Genomic DNA, 17,622 nt, shown 5'->3' on the forward strand with positions numbered 1-17,622 from the left:
ATTTGCTAGGGGCACGCTAAGGGATCGTTAACCCCGGGCACGTCCGGCTCGCGGCCGGATTCCGGCGCGTTTCCGTACGCCACTTCGGGCAGGCCACATCAGAGGCCGGTCCGTTCGGGGCCGCCTTTCAGGGGGTCGCCTTCCGAGAGGACCGGGCCTTCGCGCTCGGCCATGGACGACCTGTGCTCGTCGGCGGCGGCCTGGCGGCGATGCTCCAGCGCCTGGAGCCGGTGGGTCTCCGCGTCCCCGCTCCCCGCCGCCGCGGCCCGGTCGTGACTCGCGGCCGCGTTCCTGTGGGCCTGGGCCGCCGACCGGTATCCGGCCACCGCGCGTTCCCTGGCCTGGTCGGCCCGCAGGCGGGCCTTTCCCAGGCGGGCGCCGGCCCGCTCCATCCGTTCGGTGCGCGACGGGAGTGAGGAGGGGGGCGAGAGTGAGGACGGCGCGGTCTCGCCGCGGGCGAGCTCGGAGCGGCGCTCGGCGGCCTGCCCGGCCCGCTCCCCGGCCTGGGCGATGCGTTCGCGGGTGCGCTCGCCCCGCTCGTTCCGAGCCTCGCCCCGCTCGTTCCGAAATTCCTTCTGAGGTTCGTCGCGGGCGGCTGGGTTGTCATGGACTTCGGGATCGCCCGCCATATGGCTCGCCCTTCATGGAGCTGCGGCAGTGGCTCGGCGGAAATCCACTCCCTTTGGGGAGCGGAAAAGTCACGACATCATGCTTTCCGCCATGGCCGCCGGTAACCACGGGGGCGCGTGATCATCCGCTCGGTGATCGGCCGCGGCGCGACTCAGCCGGATCCGGCAGGGAACGAGGTGGCGAGCTCGCGCATCCGATCCGCCCGGTGGAAGTGCTCGTCGCAGGCGCGCCTCACCGCGGCCCGCATCGCGATGTGGGTTTCCAGCCCGGCCTGGAGGGCGGCCATCCGGTCGTGGATCTCGGCCAGCGTCGCGCAGGTCGTCTGCGTCTGGAGGCGGAGCATCTCCAGGCGTGCCGCCGCCTCCCGTCTCAGGTGCGCTGCCCTCTCCAGCACCGGGTGCGCCGCGCGTTCGGCGGGCGGGTGTGCCGCCTCCCGCCCGGCCGGGGGCGTCGTACCCCCCGGAACACCCCTTGGATCCGGAAGGGCGGTGGTGCTTCGCGTGCTTTCCGCGGAGGTGGTGCGCTCCGGCGGGGAGGACGTTTCCGAGGCGAGGATCCCGGTGCGCGGGGCGACGTCCCGGTGGGCGCGGCGCCTGCCGCCGATGCGGCGCAGGACCGGGACGTGCCGCCGGGGGAGCGGCGAGGCCTCGGGGAACTCGTCCAGGCTGGAGATGTCGACCAGGCCGGGGTGCTCGGGCCCCTGTGCTCCCCAGAGCACGTTGAACAGCCGGATCACGGTCGGGGAGGGGACGACGAACAGCTCTCCTCCGGCCGCGCGGAGGCCCTCGTGGATCCGCTCCAGCGCCCGGGCCCCGCTGACGTCGCAGAAAAGCAGCTCGCCGGCGTCCACGAGGATGTGTCGTGTGCCTCCGAGCATCAGTGACTCCAGCTCCGACTCCAGCAGCCGGTAGTTGAAGGCGTCCAGCTCGCCCATCACGGCCACCAGGGCCGTGTCACCATATTGGTGAATGACATACACCGACATGTCCATATTGGCCATACCCTTCAAGGGTCTTTCCGAGGCCCTACCGACCACCCTACGACTCCCCAGTATGAATGGGTCCCGGCGGGATAGAAGCTAAATGTGGCAGGTTCCAGCGGGTGTGATGTGGTGGTCGTCGCGGCTTCGGCCGGTGGTGTGGAGGCCCTGAGCGTTCTCCCCGCGAGGATGCCCGGCGATCTCGCCACCTCCGTTCCGGTGGTGCCGCACCTGCCCCCGCGCGGAGAAAGTAGTCTCGCCCGGAATCCTCGACCGTGCCGGGCCGCTGGAGGCCGCCACCGCAAAAGGACGATGCGAATGCCACAAAGCCGCATCGACGGCACCGAGGAAGCCCTTGCCCTCACGTAGCGGTCGGTGACGGGCCTAGGCTTGCAGGGTGATGCCCGGCGACGAACGTGAATTCGACGATCTCCTGCTCATGTTGAAGGAGGCACGCGGCTTCGACTTCACCGGATATAAGCGCACCACCCTCATACGCCGCATCAGCAGGCGTCTGGAGGCGCTCAAGCTCCGTGACCACGGCGAGTACCGTGACTACCTGGAGCTGGAGCCCGAGGAGTTCAACCTGCTCTTCGACAGTCTGCTGATCAACGTCACCGCCTTCTTCCGCGATCCGGCCGCCTGGCAGACGCTCCGTGAGACCGTGATCCCCACCCTGCTGGCGAGCAAGGGGCCGGGCAAGATGATCCGGATCTGGAGCGCGGGCTGCGCGACGGGCGAGGAGGCCTACACTCTCGCGATGGTGCTGGCCGAGGAGCTCGGCATGGACCAGTTCCGCGAGAGGGTGAAGATATACGCCACGGACCTGGACCAGAAGGCCCTCCAGACGGCGCGGACGGCCGTCTACGGCGAACGACAGCTCGCCGAGGTGCCGGAGAAGCTGCGCCAGACCTACTTCGAGCCGGTGGAGGCGGGGTTCGGGTTCCGGCGTGACCTGCGGCGCCAGCTGATCTTCGGCCGCAACGACCTCACGCGCGACGCGCCGATCTCCCGGGTCGACCTCCTGCTGGCCCGCAACACGCTGATGTACTTCAACAGCGAGACCCAGCTCAGCGTCGTCCGCCGCTTCCACTTCGCGCTCTCCGACCCCGGTTACCTCTTCCTGGGCAAAGCGGAGATGCTGCTCAACCACAGCGACAGGTTCGAGCCGGTGAACCTCCGCATGAGGCTGTTCAAGAAGATCGGATCATCCCCGCCGGGCGGCCGCGCCACCCGGGCGTCCGCCGCCGACGCGTCGCAGACCCGCCCGTACGCGCGGCACACGGTGCTGCAGGCGGCGGCGCTCGCCACCGGCTCGGTCGCGCAGATCGCGCTCGACCGCTCCAGGAACCTCGCCCTGGCGAACTCGCGCGCCGAGCTGCTCTTCAACCTCAACCTCCGCGACATCGGGCGGCCGTTCCAGGATCTGGAGGTGTCCTACCGGCCGGTCGAGCTCCGCTCGGTGATCGAGCAGGTGGAGCTGGACCTGCGCGTCGCCGAGCTCCAGGACGTCATCTGGCACCGGCCGAACGCGCCGGAGCCCAGCGTCTTCGACATCACCGTCGTCCCGTTGCTGGAACCGGGCGGTGAGCTGGTCGGCGTCGGAGTCAACTTCCACGACGTGACGCGCTACCGCCGGCTCCGCGACCAGCTGGAGCAGACGAACCGGGAGCTGGAGCACGCCTACGAGGAGCTGCAGTCCACGAACGAGGAGTTGGAGACCACCAACGAGGAGCTGCAGTCCACGAACGAGGAACTGGAGACCACCAACGAGGAGCTCCAGTCCACGAACGAGGAACTGGAGACGATGAACGAGGAGCTGCAGTCGACCAACGACGAGCTCCAGCAGATCAACGACACCCTGAGCTCCCGCAGCGAAGAGCTCAGGCGGGTCACCGCCCTCGTCTCCTCGGTGGTGCGCAGCCTCGGCGACGCGGTGGCCGTGGTCGACACGGACCTGCGGGTGCTGGTCTGGAGCCCGGGAGCCGAGGAGCTGTGGGGGCTCCGTGCCGACGAGGCGATCGGCTACCGGCTGGCCTCCCTCGACATCGGCCTGCCCGTCGGGGAGATCCTGGCCAAGGCACAGCGGATGCTGGACACCGGCCCCGAGCCGGGGAACGGCCGCGATGAAGGCGTCACCCTGGACGGCGTGAACCGCAGGGGACGCCCCGCCCGGCTCAACGTCGAGCTCTCCCGCCTGCACACCGACGACATGTTGCCCCACGGAGTGATCATGGTGATGACCCTCCTCCAGCAGGAGCAGGAGCAGGAGCAGGAGCAGGACTGACTTCCAGGGCTTCCAAGGCTTCTAGGGTGTGACGGCGGGCAGGAACAGGACCACGCTCGCCCCGCCCTCGGGGGAGGTTCGCAGGGACAGCGAGCCACCCGCCGACTCCGCCGTGCGGCGGGCGATGTCGAGACCGAGACCGGTCGACCCGGCACCGCTCTCGCCGCGCTGCAGCGGGTCGGGCGTGGCGAAGCCGGGACCGGCGTCGGCGACGGTCAGCAGCGCGCCGCCGCCGGTCGCCTCCAGCCGTACGGAGAACGAGACCCCCTCCGGGGTGTGCGCGAACACGTTGCCGAGCAGGGCGTCCACGCAGGCGGCCAGGTCGTCCGCGGCGACCCCGACCGGCAGCGGGCCGGGGGCCAGGTCGAGGGTGAAGTGCCGCGCCTGGTCCTCCGCGAGCACCGACCAGAACGCGACCCGCGCCCCGGTCACCGCCGCCGCGTCGCACTCGGCGCGCTCACGCACCCGCCGCCTGGCCTCGGTGATCACCGAGGTGACGGCGCGCTCCAGGGCGTCCACCCTGGCCTCGATCCTGGCCGACTCCTCCGGGTCGGCCAGCGACTCCGCCTCCAGCCTCAGCCCGGTCAGCGGGGTGCGCAGCCGGTGGGACAGGTCGGCGGCGCTCTCCCGTTCCTCCGCGAGCAGGCCGGTGATGCGCTCGGCCAGATGGTTGAGGGCGAGACCGACCGCGTGCACCTCCGGAGGGCCGTCGGGCACCGTCCTGGCGGACAGATCGCCCGCCGCGAGCCGGTGCGACACCCTCGCCAGCGCGGCGATCGGCCTGATCACCGCGCGGGCCAGCCGGTCGCCGACCAGCAGGCCCAGCCCGATCAGGGCGAGGCCGAGCGCAGCCAGTCCGGCCCAGACCTGGGGTACGCCCCTGGTCAGACGGCCGTCGTCCAGGAACACCCGGACCACCGCCGTACCCCCGGGCGCCCCCTGGACCGCGACCAGGATCTCCCGGCCGCCGGGGGCGGCGGCGGTGACGCTGCGACCGCGGGAGGCCAGTTCCACGGCGGTGGAGCGCGGGGCGGGAGCGCCGACCACCTCCCCGCCGGGGAGGAAGATCGTGACCGGGTACTCGGCCTGCTCGGCGGTGAGCCGCAGGGTCTCGGTGTCCGCCGCGCCGACCACGACCGCCACCGACTCGGCCTCGCTCTCGGCCTCGCTGACCGCCCCGCTCACCGCCACCGTGCGGACCAGCAGGGCCAGCGGGACCAGCAGCGCGATCAGTACGAGGGAGGTGGTCGCCGCGACCAGCAGGGTCAGCCAGCGCCTCATGCCGGGGCGGCCAGTCGCACGCCGACACCCCGGACGGTCTGCAGGTAGCGGGGTTCCTGGGACGTCTCGCCCAGCTTGCGGCGCAGCCAGGAAAGGTGGACGTCCACCGTCTTGTCGGCTCCGCCGTAGGGGATCTGCCAGACGTGGGTGAGCAGCTCCCGCTTGGTGACCACCTCGCCGGGCCTGGCCGCCAGGTAGTGGAGCAGGTCGAACTCCCGGGGGCTCAGATCCAGCGGCGTCCCGTCCAGGGTCGCCTCCCGGGTGCGCGGGTCGATCCGCAGACCCCCGACGGTGACCGCGCTGTCGGCGCGGCTCTCGCCCGCCATCCGCCGGAGCACCGCCCGTATCCGCGCGTCGAGCTGGGCCGCGCTGAACGGCTTGACCACGTAGTCGTCGGCGCCCGCGTCCAGCAGCCTGACCATCTCCGCGTCGCCGTCTCGCGCGGTCGCCACGATCACCGGGACCCGGCTCACCGCGCGGAGCATCCGCAGCAGGTCCAGGCCGTCCATGTCGGGCAGGCCGAGGTCCAGGACGACCAGGTCGGGGCGTTCCTCGACGGCCAGCCGCAGGCCGTCGAGAGCGGCGGGGGCGGACGACACGGCGTGGCCGCGGTCGCGCAGACCCCGGGTGAGGGAGGTGCGGATCGCGGCGTCGTCCTCGATGAGCAGCACGTTTGACATTTGCCGCCACGTTAGCCTCCTCCCGCACCGCGTCAAAAGCGGGTTAGCCGCTCCTTAGCGTTGTCTTATCGTTCCGGGTGGCACAGTGAGGGGCATGCGCAAGCGTCTTCCCCTGGTCGTGGCCGGATGGCTGATCACCGGGCTCCTCGCGATCGGAGCGGGTGTGGCGGTGATCGACCGTCTCAGCGAGCCGCTGACGGACACCGGGCTGCGGCCGCTCTCCGCCGCCGAGGTCGACGAGGCGCTCGCCCTCGCCTCGTCCCTTCCCGGTGCCCCGCCCACCGTCCCTCCCGCGTCCCCTCCCCCCTCGGAGGGCGCCCCGGATCCCGGTGAGCCCACTCCCGTGCCGACCGTCACCGTCACCACCACCGCCACACCCGTCGCGGATCCCGGCAAGAGCCGGGTGATCACCACGGCGGGCGGCAGGGTCATCGCCCGGTGCGAGAACGGCCTGGTCACCCTCCGGTCGTGGAGTCCGGCCCAGGGATTCCAGGCCGACGACGTCGAGCGCGGACCCGCCGGCCGGGCCCGCGTCGAGTTCGAGTCCGAGGAGGACGAGGTCAAGGTCGAGGTCCACTGCGCGGCCGACGGATCACCCGTCCACAGCGTTCACACCTGACCCGAGGGACGGACGGGGCCGGGACCTCAGGCCCATGGTGCGCGGGCGGGACCGGGAGGCCTCGAATGGACATGTCTCCGTTGGGTGTCGGTCGCCGCGGGCCCCGCTGCCCGTGATCGGACGCCACTAGGATCCGCCTTCACGAAACGGGTGCGAAAGGGAGAGATGATGAGCGCTCAGAAGGCCGGTGGCGGCAGGCGGCTGCTGCTGAAGGGGTTCCTCCTCGCGGTCGCCCTGCTGGTGGTCTCCGGGTTCGCCCTCAGCGCGTGCTCGCGGGTGAGCACCCAGCCCGACGAGGTGGTCCTGCACTACGCGGGCGGCGTCCTCGAGGCCATCAAGTTCGAGAAGTGCATCAACCCCTCCAGCGGCGCCACACTTCTCGGCCCCGGCGACAACGGATACTCCTACCCGTTCGGTCAGCGGACCTTCGACTTCTCCGGGGCGGACGACGCCGAGACCAAGCCGCTGTCCGTGGTCTCCAAGGACAACGTAGAGATGACGGTGTCCGGGGTGGCGACGTTCACGCTGAACACCGACTGCAGGACGCTCCAGCAGTTCCACGAGAAGATCGGGCTGAAGTTCCGCGCCTACTACGAGGAGGGCGAGTCGTCCGACGGCTGGCGGCGGATGCTCAACATCTACATGCGGGTGCCGCTGGACCGCGCGATGGACGCCGCCTCGCAGGAGTTCGAGTGGCGGGGGCTGTTCAACGACCCGAAGGTGAAGCAGGCATGGGAGGCGCGGGTCGGCCAGCTCGCCAGGGAGTTCATCAAGGCGACGGCCGGGGGCGACTACTTCTGCAACCAGAACTACGGGGGCAGCGGGCAGTGCGGTGACATCGCCCTGACCATCCAGAAGCCCGAGCCGCCGGAGGCCCTGGTCGCCGCCCTGGCCTCGGAGCAGGCGGCCAAGGCGGAGAACGTCGCGCAGACCCAGCGCAACGCCAAGGTCCGCACCGAGATCGAATCGATCAAGGACCTGGTCAGGGTCCTCGGCCCGCAGGGCGCCGTGCTCTGGCAGGCCATCCAGAAGGGGCAGGTCAGCGTGGTCCCGGTGCCGCAGGGCAGCAACCTCAACATCACCCCTCCGGGCCGCTGACCCCGGCGGCCGGGACCCTCGTCCGGCGGCCGTCGCCACGGATCCACGCCATACCCGTCAGGGCGAGCGACCGGCTCACGACGTGCGGTCCGCCCTGACGGGCATGACCGGGCCCAGCTCGGAGCCGAAGTCGTGCGCGATCCTGCGCATGCCTTCGGCGAGGTCCCGCCGGTCGAGCGCGGCGATGCGCTCGGCCGGCCCGGACACCGACAGGGCGGCGACCGTCCGCGCCCCGTCCCGTACGCCCACCGCCAGGCAGTGCACGCCCAGCTCCTCCTCGCCCAGGTCCATCGCGTACCCGTGTTCCCGCACCCGCTCCAGCTCGGCGAGCATCCCGGGCAGGTCGGTGATCGTGTTGGCGGTCCTGCGGGGCATACCGGTCCGCTCGACCAGTGACGCCACCTCGGTGTCCGCCCTGCCGGCCATCAGGACCTTCCCCACGGCCGTGCTGTGCGGCAGCACCCGCCTGCCGACCTCCGCGAACATCCGCAGCCGCCTCGGGGAGGGCACCTGGGCGACGTAGACCACGAAGTCACCCTCCAGCACGGCCAGGTTGGCCGTCTCGCCCGACAGCTCGACCATCCTCGTCAGGTACGGCTGCGCCCACACGCCCACCATGCGCTCGGCCACCCCGCCGAGCCGCACCAGCGCGCCCCCCAGGGCGTAGCGGCGGTCGGACTCCTGGCGTACGTAGCCCCGGGCGAGCAGGGTGCGCAGCAGCCGGTGGATCGTCCCGTACGGCAGGCCGGTCCTGGCCGCGATCTCCGAGAGCCCGGCCTCCCCGCCCCGCTCGGCCAGCGCCTCCAGCACGTCCAGCGCCCGGTCGACCGACTGCACCGCGCTCATGCGCCCCCCTCGCCGGACGATCCCGGATCCCGGCACGTCCCGTACCGGCCGGGTGGGCCGCTCACGGCACCCGCGCTCACCACCGCACTCCCGCTCACGGCACTCCCGCTCACGGCACTCCCGCTCACGGCACTCCCGCTCACGGCACCCGCGCTCACCACCGCACCCCTGCTCACCGCACTCGCGCTCACCATCGGACCCCCGCTCACGGCACCCTCGCGAGTCCGCGCAGCGAGGCGTCGAGGACCTGGGCGGTGTGCGCGACGGGGATGGGCTCGGCGCCCCGGCGGCGGATCGCCGAGGCGATCTGCATGGTGCAGCCGGGGTTGGCCGAGACCAGCAGGTCGGCGCCGGTGGCGAGCACCCGCTCCGCCTTGCGGTCACCGAGGTCCCTCGCGGTCTCCGGCTGGAACAGGTTGTAGGTCCCCGCCGAGCCGCAGCAGATCGCCGACTCGGCGATCTCCCTCACCTCCAGGCCGGGCACGCCGTCCAGGAGCTTACGGGGCTCCGACCGTATCCCCTGGGCGTGGGCCAGGTGACAGGCGTCGTGGTAGGCCACGGTGAGCGGCAGCGGGTGCCGCTCGGCCGCCGGGCCGAGCGCGACGAGATACTCCGCCAGGTCGACGGTCCTGATCGCCCGTGCCCTTTCGACCCACTCGTCGCCCTCGGTCTCGAGGATCTCCGCGTAGTCCTTCATCGTCGACCCGCACCCGGCGGCGTTGACCACGATCGTGTCGACGCCCGCCCGCTCGAAGGTGGTGATCGTCCGCTTCGCGAACCGCAGGGCCTGCCTCTCCTGGCCGGAATGCAGCGACAGCGCTCCGCAGCAGCCCTGCGAGGGCGGGATCACCACGTCGCAGCCCTCCATCGCGAGCACCCGGGCCGTGGCCTCGTTGACCTGCGGGAAGAACTCCCCCTGCACGCAGCCGGTGAGCATCCCGACCGTGGCCCTGTGCGGCCCCCGCGCCGCGACCCTTCGCGGCAGCCGCACCCTGGCGGCGACCGGGGGAGCGAGGTCGGCCATCGCTGCCAGGGACGGGTTGATCCGCTCCAGCCTCGGCGCGACCGCGCGGCGCAGCCCGGCGCTGAGCCGCAGCGGCAGCCGCATCGCCCGCAGCCGCCGGGGATAGGGGAACAGCTGGAAGACCAGCGCCCGCAGGGCCCTGTCGTCCGGCTCCCTCACGTGCACCCGCTCCACCTCGGCCCGGGTCTGCTCGATCAGCCGGTCGTACCTCACCCCGGACGGGCAGGCGGGCACGCACGCCATGCACCCCAGGCACGCGTCGAAGTGCCCGGCCATCTCCGGCGTCAGCGGTGTGCCCTCGACGTGCTGTTTCATCAGGTGGATCCGGCCGCGCGGGGAGTCCATCTCCTCGCCCCACAGGACGTACGTCGGACAGGAGGGCAGGCAGAACCCGCAGTGCACGCAGTCGTTGATCAGCTCAGGGTCCACGTCAGATCCCTCCCGCGAACCGGCCGGGGGACATCCTCCGGCCGGGGTCGAACCGTTCCTTGACCCGCCGCATCAGCGGCAGGGCGCCCGACGGGCCCCAGCGGTCGATCCCGCGGACGAGATCGGGTGGCGCGGCGAGCACCGTCAGCCCGCCGCCGAGCCGCCGGAGGTCGTCGCGCACACTCGTCACGAACCCGGAGAACTCCGCCTCGCCGACGTCTCCCGGCAGGGCGACCAGCAGGACCGCGGAGGCCACCGACCCGCGCACGCGCGCGGGCAGCCCGCGCGCGGCGACGGCGCGCAGCGCCGGGTGCGCGGCGGACGGCGGGACCCGCAGCTCCAGCAGCACCTCCTCGCCGGGCGGCGTCGCCCACCAGGCGGGCGCCTCGGTGGTGATCCGCGCGTTCCCGTACTCGTCCGCCGACTTGCGGACGGCCTCCGCCCGCGCGTCGGCCGCCACCCCCTCGACGAGCACGGACACGGTGGGCCCGCCGGTGAGGTCCGGCCACTCCAGCTCGATGGCGCTCGGCTCGGCCTGCGAGGCCGCGAGCTCGGCGACCAGCGCGTCCAGTGCGGCCAGCGCGGCCTGTGCCGTGGGGGAGCCCGGCTCGGCGGCGGCGGGCAGGTCCACGGTGACCCAGCGGCGGTCGGCGGGGATCGGGTGGAGGCGGAAGGTGGCCTCGGTGATGACCCCGAGCGTGCCGTACGAGCCGGTGAAGAGCTTGCCCAGGTCGTAGCCCGCGACGTTCTTGACGACGTTGCCGCCCGAGGTGGCGATCGTGCCGTCGGCCAGTACGACCGTGATGCCGATCAGCAGGTCGCGGGCGGTGCCGTAGCGGAACCTGCGGGGGCCGGCGACCGCGGTGGCGAGTGTGCCGCCGACGGTGCCGGCGCGCAGGGTACTGTCCAGGGCCAGCTCCTGCCGGAACTGCGAGAGCATGGAGTTGAAAACGTCGAGGGGGAGTCCCGCGGCGGCCCGTGCCACGAGGTCGCCCGAGGAGTGCTCGGCCACCGATCCGCTCCCGAGGAGCAGGCAGCAGGTGTCGATCAGCAGGTCGCACCGTTCGGGGGGATTGCCCCAGCCGAGCTTGGTGCCGTCTCCCACCGGGACCACGGCCAGGTCGTGCGCGGCCGAGACGCGCATCAGCGCGGCGACCTCCCCGGTGTCCTCCGGCAGGGCCACCCAGCGCGGCGGGACCCCGCCCACCGCGTCGTCGGGGGTCGCCTCCCGGATCGTCACCCCCGTCTCGCGCAGTGCCTTCAGTGCCTTCACAGGTGCCTTCAAGGATGCCTCCAGCGGTGCTCCCATCAGAAGTGCTCCGCCTGTCCCGACTCGACCAGCGGGTGCACGCCCTTGCGGACCCCGGGGACCTCGCCGCACAGCCGGGGGGTCGGGAAGATCTTGCCCGGGTTCGACAGGCCGCGGGGGTCGAAGGCGCAGCGCACCAGCTGCATGGTGTTGAGATCGTCGTCAGAGAACATTTTCGTCATATATCGGGACTTGTCCACGCCGACACCGTGTTCGCCGGTGATGGAACCGCCGTGCTCGATGCACAGGTCGAGGATCCTCCCCGAGACGATCTCCGCCCTCTCGGCCGCGCCCGGCTCCGCGTCGTCGAACAGCACCAGCGGGTGCAGGTTGCCGTCACCGGCGTGGAAGACGTTCGCCACCCTGATGCCGTACTCGCGGGAGAGGGCGTCGATGCTCGCCAGCACCTCGGGCAGCGCGGTCCGGGGGACGACGCCGTCCTGGACGATGTAGGCGGGGCTGATCCGGCCCACCGCGGCGAACGCCGACTTGCGGCCCCGCCAGATCGACGCCCGCTCCGCCGGGTCGTCGGCGACCCGTATCTCGAACGCGCCGCTCTCCCGGCAGATCCGCGTCACCTCGCCGAACTGGTGCGCGACCTCCTCGGCGGGCCCGTCCAGCTCCACGATGAGGACCGCCCCCGCGCCCTCGGGATAGGCGCACGCCACGGCCGCCTCGGCCGCCTCGACGGCGAGGGCGTCCATCATCTCGATCGCGGCGGGCACGATGCCGCCGCCGATGATCGCCGACACCGCCTGCCCGCCCCGCTCGATGTCCTCGAACGCCGCGAGCAGCGTCGTGACGGCCTCGGGCAGCCTGCTCAGCCGTACGACGACCTTGGTCGCGATGCCGAGGGTGCCCTCCGAGCCGACGAACGCGCCCAGCAGGTCGTAGCCGGGGTCGGTGTCCGAGAGCTCGACGATGTCGCCGTCGGGGGTGACGATCTCCAGGCCGACCACGTGGTTGACGGTGAAGCCGTACTTCAGGCAGTGCGCGCCGCCGGAGTTCTCCGCCACGTTGCCGCCGATCGTGCAGACCTGCTGGCTGGAGGGGTCGGGCGCGTAGTAGCGGCCCAGGTCGCGGACGGCCTCGGTGATCGCCAGGTTGGTGACCCCCGGCTCCACGGTCGCCCGCCGGTTCGGCAGGTCGACGGAGAGGATCCGCCGCATCTTCGAGGTCACGACCAGCACCCCGTCGGCCCGCGGCAGGGCGCCGCCCGACAGCCCCGTCCCGGCGCCCCTGGCCACGAACGGCAGGCCGTACTCGTTGCAGATCCGCACCACGGCCGCGACCTGCTCGGCGCTCGAAGGCAGCACCACGACGCCCGGGGTGACCCGGTGGTGGGTCAGCCCGTCGCACTCGTAGGTGCGCAGCCGTACGGGGTCGGTGATGACCGATCCGGGGCCGAGGAGTTCCTCGAACCTGCGGGTCGGCTCGTCCAGGGGCTTCGTCGACATCGTTCCTCCTCAGGCGTGCCCGGCGGTCTGCCGCCGCCGGCGCCCGCCGGCCTCCATCGGCCGATCGAGGACGGCACCCTCGTCATCCTCGTCTCGAATTCTCGCTCAGCGTGGCGGCGCCGGCGTTCCTGCCGTGTCTGGGACCCTCGTCCACGAGCCCGGCGAAGCGGGGCTCCCCGGCCGGCCGCTGCGGGGCGCGGCGGTCGGGGGGAAGCGGCGCACGGGCGGGACCGGGCGAGGAGTGGCGGATGCGCAGGTGGAGCCGGCCCTTGATCATTGTGATCAGGACGCCTCGGGCCCATCCCTCGTCCGCGGTCTTGCGCGCGTAGAACTCCCTGGTCGCCCTGTTGTCCAGCATATCCAGCAGGACGATGTGGTGGCCCCAGGGAATCGGCCGCCCCGTCTGCGGGATGGAGTCCGGCCAGGCCGCCGCGAAGGCCCTCATGTAGAGGAGGTTGGTCCGCGAGTAGCCCATCGCCTCGGGGAACGCGCCGCGCAGGTCGGCCGAGAGCCGGGGCACCGCCCTCCTGCCCCAGTCGTCGTCCGGCTGCCGGTCGAGGATGTGGCGGCCGATCCGCCAGTACTGCCGGATCAGCTCGGTGTCGGTGGTGAGCAGCGCCACCCGCCCCCTGCTGCCGATGATCTCGCGCTTGACGGCGTCGAGCAGCGCCGCGTACTCGCTCTGATCGACTCCTCCGCCGTTCCTGTCATCGCTCATGCACGCAAAGTATCCACTGGGCCCGGCGTCCGCATCCGTCCGGGGTGACCGCCCGGAGTGAGGAATCCCCGCCGGGGGATGAGGATTCCGCACCGTCGGAATGGTCATGTCACGGCATACGCGCATAGGCCGGGAGGGTAAGGAACTCCGCGAAGTCGTCGTCCAGGGCGACCTCCTTGAACAGGGCGGTGGCCTGACCGTAGCGGGCCTCGTCGTAGCCGGGTTCCGCCTCGATCTTGGCGAGCTCCTCGTCGATGATCTCCTCGACCAGCTCCCTGGTCACCACGGCGCCGGTGTCGGCGAGCTCGATGCCGTTGTGGATCCACTGCCAGATCTGGGAACGGGAGATCTCGGCGGTCGCCGCGTCCTCCATCAGGTTGTGGATCGCCACCGCGCCCAGCCCGCCCATCCAGGCGGCCAGGTAGCGCAGCGCCACGTCCACGTTGTTGCGCAGCCCCGCCTCGGTGATGTCGCCGGGGGTCTTGGAGACCGCGAGCAGGTCGGCGGCGGAGACGGAGACGTCCTCGCGCAGGCGGTGAAGCTGGTTCGGCCGGTCGTCGAGGACGGCGTCGAAGACGTCGCGGCAGATCGGCACGAGGTCGGGGTGCGCCACCCACGAGCCGTCGAAACCGTCGCCGGACTCGCGGGTCTTGTCGGCGGTGACCTTCTCCAGGGCGACCTTGTTGACCTCGGGGTCGCGGCGGGAGGGGATGAACGCGGCCATCCCGCCGATGGCATGGGCTCCGCGCCGGTGGCAGGTGCGGACCAGCAGCTCGGTGTAGGCGCGCATGAACGGGGCGGTCATCGTCACGGCGTTGCGCTCGGGCAGCAGGAACTCGCGGCCACGGGTGCGGAACTTCTTGATCACACTGAAGAGGTAGTCCCAGCGGCCGGCGTTGAGGCCCGCGGAGTGGTCGCGGAGCTCGTAGAGGATCTCGTCCATCTCGAACGCGGCCGGGTAGGTCTCGATGAGCACCGTCGCCCGGATCGTCCCGTGGGGGATGCCGAGCAGTTCCTGGGCCCTGACGAAGACGTCGTTCCAGAGGCGGGCCTCCAGGTGCGACTCGATCTTCGGCAGGTAGAAGTACGGGCCCCTGCCCTTGGCCATCTGCCGCTGTGCCGAGTGGAAGAGGTAGAGGCCGAAGTCGACGAGGGAGGCGGAGAACGGGCGGCCGTCGAGGGTGAGGTGCTTCTCGTCCAGGTGCCAGCCGCGGGGCCGGACCACGATGGTGGCGAGCTCGGTGTCCGGCTTGAGGGCGTAGCTCTTCTCCCCGGCGGAGAAGTCGAGGGTCCGGTCGAGCGCGTCGCGCAGGTTGAGCTGGCCGCTGATGGTGTTCTCCCAGGTGGGAGCGTTGGCGTCCTCGAAGTCCGCCAGCCAGACCTTGGCGCCCGAGTTCAGTGCGTTGATCGTCATCTTCCGGTCGACGGGGCCGGTGATCTCCACGCGGCGGTCCACCAGGCCGGGCGCGGGCGGGGCGACGTGCCAATCGGACTCGCGCACGTGCCGGGTCTCCGGCAGGAAGTCGAGGGTGCCGCCCGCCGACAGCTCCGCCTGGCGGGCCCGGCGGGCCTCCAACAGCTCCAGACGCCGGCCGTCGAACTCGCGCTGGAGGGTGGCCACGAAGGCCAGTGCCTCCGGCGTGAGGATCTCGTCGAAGCGGTCCTGGATGGGACCGCCGATCTCAACGCCGTCCATGAGTCCTCTTTTCCTCGCGACTTTCCATGTTTTCCATATGGTGGAAAAGTAATTCTGAATTGTGGAATCGACGCTACTTGAGGGTCGGTTACCGGTCAAAGGCAGGGTCCCCCTCAGGGGTCGCTCCGGGGATTCCCCGATGATCTGGGAGGCCCGCTCGGACAGAGTGAGATCAGCGCCCTCGGCAGAGGGAGGGAACGGGCCGGCCGCATGTTGGGAAGTGAAGACTTCCCGGGAAATCGAGGATTGGGCACATGAAGAAGAACATGGTCGTCGCAGGGGCGGTCCTGGGATCGGTGTTCGTCCTCTCGGGGTGCGGCGACCTCGCCCTCGACTTCCGCGACCGGCAGCAGGAGGTCGTCTCCTACGACGTCACCGGCGAGCTGGCGGTCCTGGACGCCGCCACCGGCTCGGGTGACATCGTGATCGTCGAGTCGGGCCGCCAGGCCGTCCGCGTGACCGAGACCCTCCACTGGCGCGGGCAGAAGCCCGTCACCGAGCACCCGGTGGACGGCGGCACGCTCACCCTGCGCGAGAACTGCGAGGGGATGAGCTGCTCGGTCGACTACAAGGTCGAGATCCCGCCGGGCCTCACCGCCAAGCTCGACACCGGCTCGGGCACCATCACGCTGCGCGGGCTGACCGGGGAGGTGACCGCCGCGAGCGGCTCGGGCGACATCGAGGCCGGCGGCCTGAACTCCAAGCGGTTCACCGCCGACACCGGCTCCGGCGACATCGAGGCGAGATTCTCCGCCGCGCCCGAGGGGGTGCGGCTCGAGACCGGGAACGGCGACGTCGCCGCGTATCTTCCCAAGGGCGGCTACGACGTCACCGCCGAGACCGGCTCCGGGGACAAGATCGTGGAGGTGACCAAGGACCCCTCCTCGCCCCGCAAGGTCACGCTGAGGACCGGCTCCGGCGACGCCGAGGTCCTGCTTTCCTGAGGCCGCGCCCCCGAGCCGTTCCCCGGCGCCCCGATCGGGGGCGTTCGCGTCCCGGCGGGGACGAAGTGGTGATAACCAGGTGATGGCGTAGGGGTTCCCGTGGCACCATCGGGGGGAAGAGACCCGGGGTGTTCGGGCGTTCACTCATATGAGAAGAACGCATGCGCACCAACCATCTGAATGGAGCGACGACATAGACACTCGTGAGCCGCTGGACCTCGACCGATTCGACGACCTGCTCGACAACGGAGAGATGGATCTGGCCGAGCGCCAGGCGCTCCGCCGGGTGGCGGGCCTCTCCACGGAGCTGGAAGACGTCACCGAGGTCGAATACCGCCAGCTGCGACTTGAGCGGGTCGTCCTGGTCGGCGTCTGGACCTCCGGTACGGCGACCGACGCCGAAAACTCCCTCCTGGAGCTGAAGCTCCTCGCCGAGACCGCGGGTTCGGAGGTTCTGGAGGGGCTGATCCAGCGCCGGCAGAAGCCCGACACCGCGACCTACATCGGTTCGGGCAAGGCGCAGGAGCTCGCCGACATCGTCTCCGCCACCGGTGCCGACACCGTGGTGTGCGACGGAGAGCTGAGCCCCGGCCAGCTCCGCCAGCTCGAGGAGATCGTCAAGGTCAAGGTCATCGACCGGACCATGCTGATCCTCGACATCTTCGCCCAGCACGCCAAGAGCCGCGAGGGCAAGGCGCAGGTCGAGCTCGCGCAGCTCAACTACCTGCTGCCGCGCCTGCGAGGCTGGGGTGGCAACCTGTCACGCCAGGTCGGCGGTCGCGCCGCGGGCGGCGTCGGCATGGGCGGTCGCGGTCCCGGTGAGACCAAGATCGAGCTGGACCGCCGCCGGATCCGCGAGCGGATGGCCAAGCTGCGCCGCCAGATCGGCGAGATGACCACCGCCCGCGTGACCAAGCGCTCGCGGCGCCTGCAGCGCGAGGTTCCCGCCGTGGCCATCGCCGGATACACCAACGCGGGCAAGTCCTCGCTGCTGAACCGGCTGACCGGCGCGGGAGTGCTGGTCGAGGACTCTCTGTTCGCCACGCTCGACCCGACGGTCCGCAGGGCGCACACGCCCGACGGCCGCCTGTTCACGCTGGCCGACACCGTCGGATTCGTCCGGCACCTGCCGCACCAGCTCGTCGAGGCGTTCCGCTCCACGCTGGAGGAGGTCGGCGACGCCGACCTGATCCTGCACGTGGTCGACGGCTCGCACCCCGACCCCGAGTCGCAGCTCGCCGCGGTGCGCGAGGTGCTCGGCGACATCGAGGGCGCCGGAGACATCCCCGAGATCGTGGTCATCAACAAGGCCGACGCCGCCGACCCGGTGGTGCTGGCCCAGCTGACCGCGAAGGAGAAGCACACCGTCGTGGTCTCGGCCCGCACCGGCGCCGGGCTCGACGAGCTGAGGGCCGTGATCGAGCGGGAGCTGCCCCGCTTCGACCAGGAGGTCAGGCTTCTCGTGCCGTACGAGCGCGGCGACCTGATCTCCCGGGCGCACAAGGAAGGCGAGGTCCTCGGCGTCGAGCACACCGGGGACGGCACGGTCCTGCACGCCAGGGTCCTGCCCGGCCTGTTCGCCGAGCTGGAGAAGACCGCCAAACCGGTCGAGACCGCGGTCTGAC

General features: G+C 71.4%; 16 protein-coding genes. 6 read left to right on the forward strand and 10 right to left on the reverse strand.

Features of this window, described 5'->3' with window-relative positions; all coding sequences use genetic code 11:
• Positions 1 to 98 precede the first annotated feature (98 nt).
• Both OG587_RS18575 and OG587_RS18580 read right to left on the reverse strand, forming a co-directional pair.
• Positions 99 to 629: a hypothetical protein gene (locus tag OG587_RS18575; RefSeq protein ID WP_329091944.1), complete on the reverse strand. Its 531-nt coding sequence runs from the start codon at positions 627 to 629 to the stop codon at positions 99 to 101.
• Positions 630 to 781: 152 nt separating this feature from the next.
• The gene (locus OG587_RS18580) at positions 782 to 1,630 is read right to left on the reverse strand and encodes an STAS domain-containing protein (protein WP_329091946.1); all 849 of its coding nucleotides are present in this window, start codon (positions 1,628 to 1,630) and stop codon (positions 782 to 784) included.
• A 111-nt stretch (positions 1,631 to 1,741) separates the two neighbouring features.
• Between OG587_RS18580 and OG587_RS47190 the strand changes: the two genes are divergently transcribed.
• Positions 1,742 to 1,978, forward strand: a complete 237-nt coding sequence (locus tag OG587_RS47190) for a chemotaxis protein CheB (protein ID WP_443075624.1) — start codon at positions 1,742 to 1,744, stop codon at positions 1,976 to 1,978.
• 31 nt (positions 1,979 to 2,009) lie between these two features.
• Entirely contained in the window at positions 2,010 to 3,896 is a 1,887-nt protein-coding gene (locus OG587_RS18585; protein WP_329093896.1) for a CheR family methyltransferase, read from the forward strand.
• Positions 3,897 to 3,917: 21 nt separating this feature from the next.
• Here OG587_RS18585 and OG587_RS18590 read toward each other — a convergent pair whose 3' ends face one another.
• Together OG587_RS18590 and OG587_RS18595 are read right to left on the reverse strand one after the other, a co-directional pair.
• A complete protein-coding gene (locus tag OG587_RS18590) occupies positions 3,918 to 5,177 on the reverse strand; it encodes a HAMP domain-containing sensor histidine kinase (protein WP_329091948.1) in 1,260 nt (419 codons plus the stop codon).
• Positions 5,174 to 5,857, reverse strand: a complete 684-nt coding sequence (locus OG587_RS18595; RefSeq protein WP_329091950.1) for a response regulator transcription factor — start codon at positions 5,855 to 5,857, stop codon at positions 5,174 to 5,176. The genes OG587_RS18590 and OG587_RS18595 overlap by 4 nt, the downstream gene beginning before the upstream one ends.
• Positions 5,858 to 5,951: 94 nt before the next feature.
• Between OG587_RS18595 and OG587_RS18600 the strand changes: the two genes are divergently transcribed.
• Both OG587_RS18600 and OG587_RS18605 read left to right on the forward strand, forming a co-directional pair.
• A complete protein-coding gene (locus OG587_RS18600) occupies positions 5,952 to 6,476 on the forward strand; it encodes a hypothetical protein (RefSeq protein WP_329091952.1) in 525 nt (174 codons plus the stop codon).
• Between the two features lie 165 nt (positions 6,477 to 6,641).
• On the forward strand, positions 6,642 to 7,574 hold the full coding sequence (locus tag OG587_RS18605; protein WP_329091953.1) for a hypothetical protein: 933 nt from the start codon (positions 6,642 to 6,644) through the stop codon (positions 7,572 to 7,574).
• Positions 7,575 to 7,649: 75 nt separating this feature from the next.
• Here OG587_RS18605 and OG587_RS18610 read toward each other — a convergent pair whose 3' ends face one another.
• The 6 genes from OG587_RS18610 to aceB form a co-directional block, all read right to left on the reverse strand.
• The gene (locus OG587_RS18610) at positions 7,650 to 8,420 is read right to left on the reverse strand and encodes an IclR family transcriptional regulator (RefSeq protein WP_329091955.1); all 771 of its coding nucleotides are present in this window, start codon (positions 8,418 to 8,420) and stop codon (positions 7,650 to 7,652) included.
• A 205-nt stretch (positions 8,421 to 8,625) separates the two neighbouring features.
• Entirely contained in the window at positions 8,626 to 9,873 is a 1,248-nt protein-coding gene (locus tag OG587_RS18615; RefSeq protein ID WP_329091957.1) for a (Fe-S)-binding protein, read from the reverse strand.
• Position 9,874: 1 nt separating this feature from the next.
• Positions 9,875 to 11,158 carry an FAD-binding oxidoreductase gene (locus OG587_RS18620; protein WP_329091959.1) on the reverse strand — a complete coding sequence of 428 codons (1,284 nt, stop codon included), beginning with the start codon at positions 11,156 to 11,158 and terminating at the stop codon, positions 9,875 to 9,877.
• A 23-nt stretch (positions 11,159 to 11,181) separates the two neighbouring features.
• Positions 11,182 to 12,639, reverse strand: a complete 1,458-nt coding sequence (locus OG587_RS18625) for an FAD-binding oxidoreductase (protein WP_329091961.1) — start codon at positions 12,637 to 12,639, stop codon at positions 11,182 to 11,184.
• A gap of 82 nt (positions 12,640 to 12,721) precedes the next feature.
• Positions 12,722 to 13,357, reverse strand: coding sequence for a DUF1016 N-terminal domain-containing protein (locus tag OG587_RS18630; protein WP_329091963.1), 636 nt, complete (start codon positions 13,355 to 13,357; stop codon positions 12,722 to 12,724).
• A 109-nt stretch (positions 13,358 to 13,466) separates the two neighbouring features.
• Positions 13,467 to 15,053: a malate synthase A gene (aceB, locus tag OG587_RS18635; RefSeq protein WP_329091965.1), complete on the reverse strand. Its 1,587-nt coding sequence runs from the start codon at positions 15,051 to 15,053 to the stop codon at positions 13,467 to 13,469.
• A gap of 254 nt (positions 15,054 to 15,307) precedes the next feature.
• Here aceB and OG587_RS18640 point away from each other — a divergent pair, with 254 nt between their 5' ends.
• Both OG587_RS18640 and hflX read left to right on the forward strand, forming a co-directional pair.
• On the forward strand, positions 15,308 to 15,997 hold the full coding sequence (locus OG587_RS18640) for a DUF4097 family beta strand repeat-containing protein (protein ID WP_329091966.1): 690 nt from the start codon (positions 15,308 to 15,310) through the stop codon (positions 15,995 to 15,997).
• A gap of 253 nt (positions 15,998 to 16,250) precedes the next feature.
• A complete protein-coding gene (gene hflX / locus OG587_RS18645; RefSeq protein WP_329093898.1) occupies positions 16,251 to 17,621 on the forward strand; it encodes a GTPase HflX in 1,371 nt (456 codons plus the stop codon).
• Position 17,622: the final 1 nt, after the last annotated feature.

The sequence above is a fragment of the Streptosporangium sp. NBC_01469 genome, from assembly GCF_036227305.1.
Lineage (GTDB): Bacteria > Actinomycetota > Actinomycetes > Streptosporangiales > Streptosporangiaceae > Streptosporangium.

Coding starts and splice junctions, on each gene's coding strand:
- OG587_RS18575 (WP_329091944.1), bottom strand. CDS start 629: ATGGCGGGCGATCCCGAAGTCCATGACAACCCAGCCGCCCGCGACGAA.
- OG587_RS18580 (WP_329091946.1), bottom strand. CDS start 1,630: ATGGCCAATATGGACATGTCGGTGTATGTCATTCACCAATATGGTGAC.
- OG587_RS18585 (WP_329093896.1), top strand. CDS start 2,010: ATGCCCGGCGACGAACGTGAATTCGACGATCTCCTGCTCATGTTGAAG.
- OG587_RS18590 (WP_329091948.1), bottom strand. CDS start 5,177: ATGAGGCGCTGGCTGACCCTGCTGGTCGCGGCGACCACCTCCCTCGTA.
- OG587_RS18595 (WP_329091950.1), bottom strand. CDS start 5,857: ATGTCAAACGTGCTGCTCATCGAGGACGACGCCGCGATCCGCACCTCC.
- OG587_RS18600 (WP_329091952.1), top strand. CDS start 5,952: ATGCGCAAGCGTCTTCCCCTGGTCGTGGCCGGATGGCTGATCACCGGG.
- OG587_RS18605 (WP_329091953.1), top strand. CDS start 6,642: ATGATGAGCGCTCAGAAGGCCGGTGGCGGCAGGCGGCTGCTGCTGAAG.
- OG587_RS18610 (WP_329091955.1), bottom strand. CDS start 8,420: ATGAGCGCGGTGCAGTCGGTCGACCGGGCGCTGGACGTGCTGGAGGCG.
- OG587_RS18625 (WP_329091961.1), bottom strand. CDS start 12,639: ATGTCGACGAAGCCCCTGGACGAGCCGACCCGCAGGTTCGAGGAACTC.
- OG587_RS18630 (WP_329091963.1), bottom strand. CDS start 13,357: ATGAGCGATGACAGGAACGGCGGAGGAGTCGATCAGAGCGAGTACGCG.
- aceB (WP_329091965.1), bottom strand. CDS start 15,053: ATGGACGGCGTTGAGATCGGCGGTCCCATCCAGGACCGCTTCGACGAG.
- OG587_RS18640 (WP_329091966.1), top strand. CDS start 15,308: ATGAAGAAGAACATGGTCGTCGCAGGGGCGGTCCTGGGATCGGTGTTC.
- hflX (WP_329093898.1), top strand. CDS start 16,251: ATGGATCTGGCCGAGCGCCAGGCGCTCCGCCGGGTGGCGGGCCTCTCC.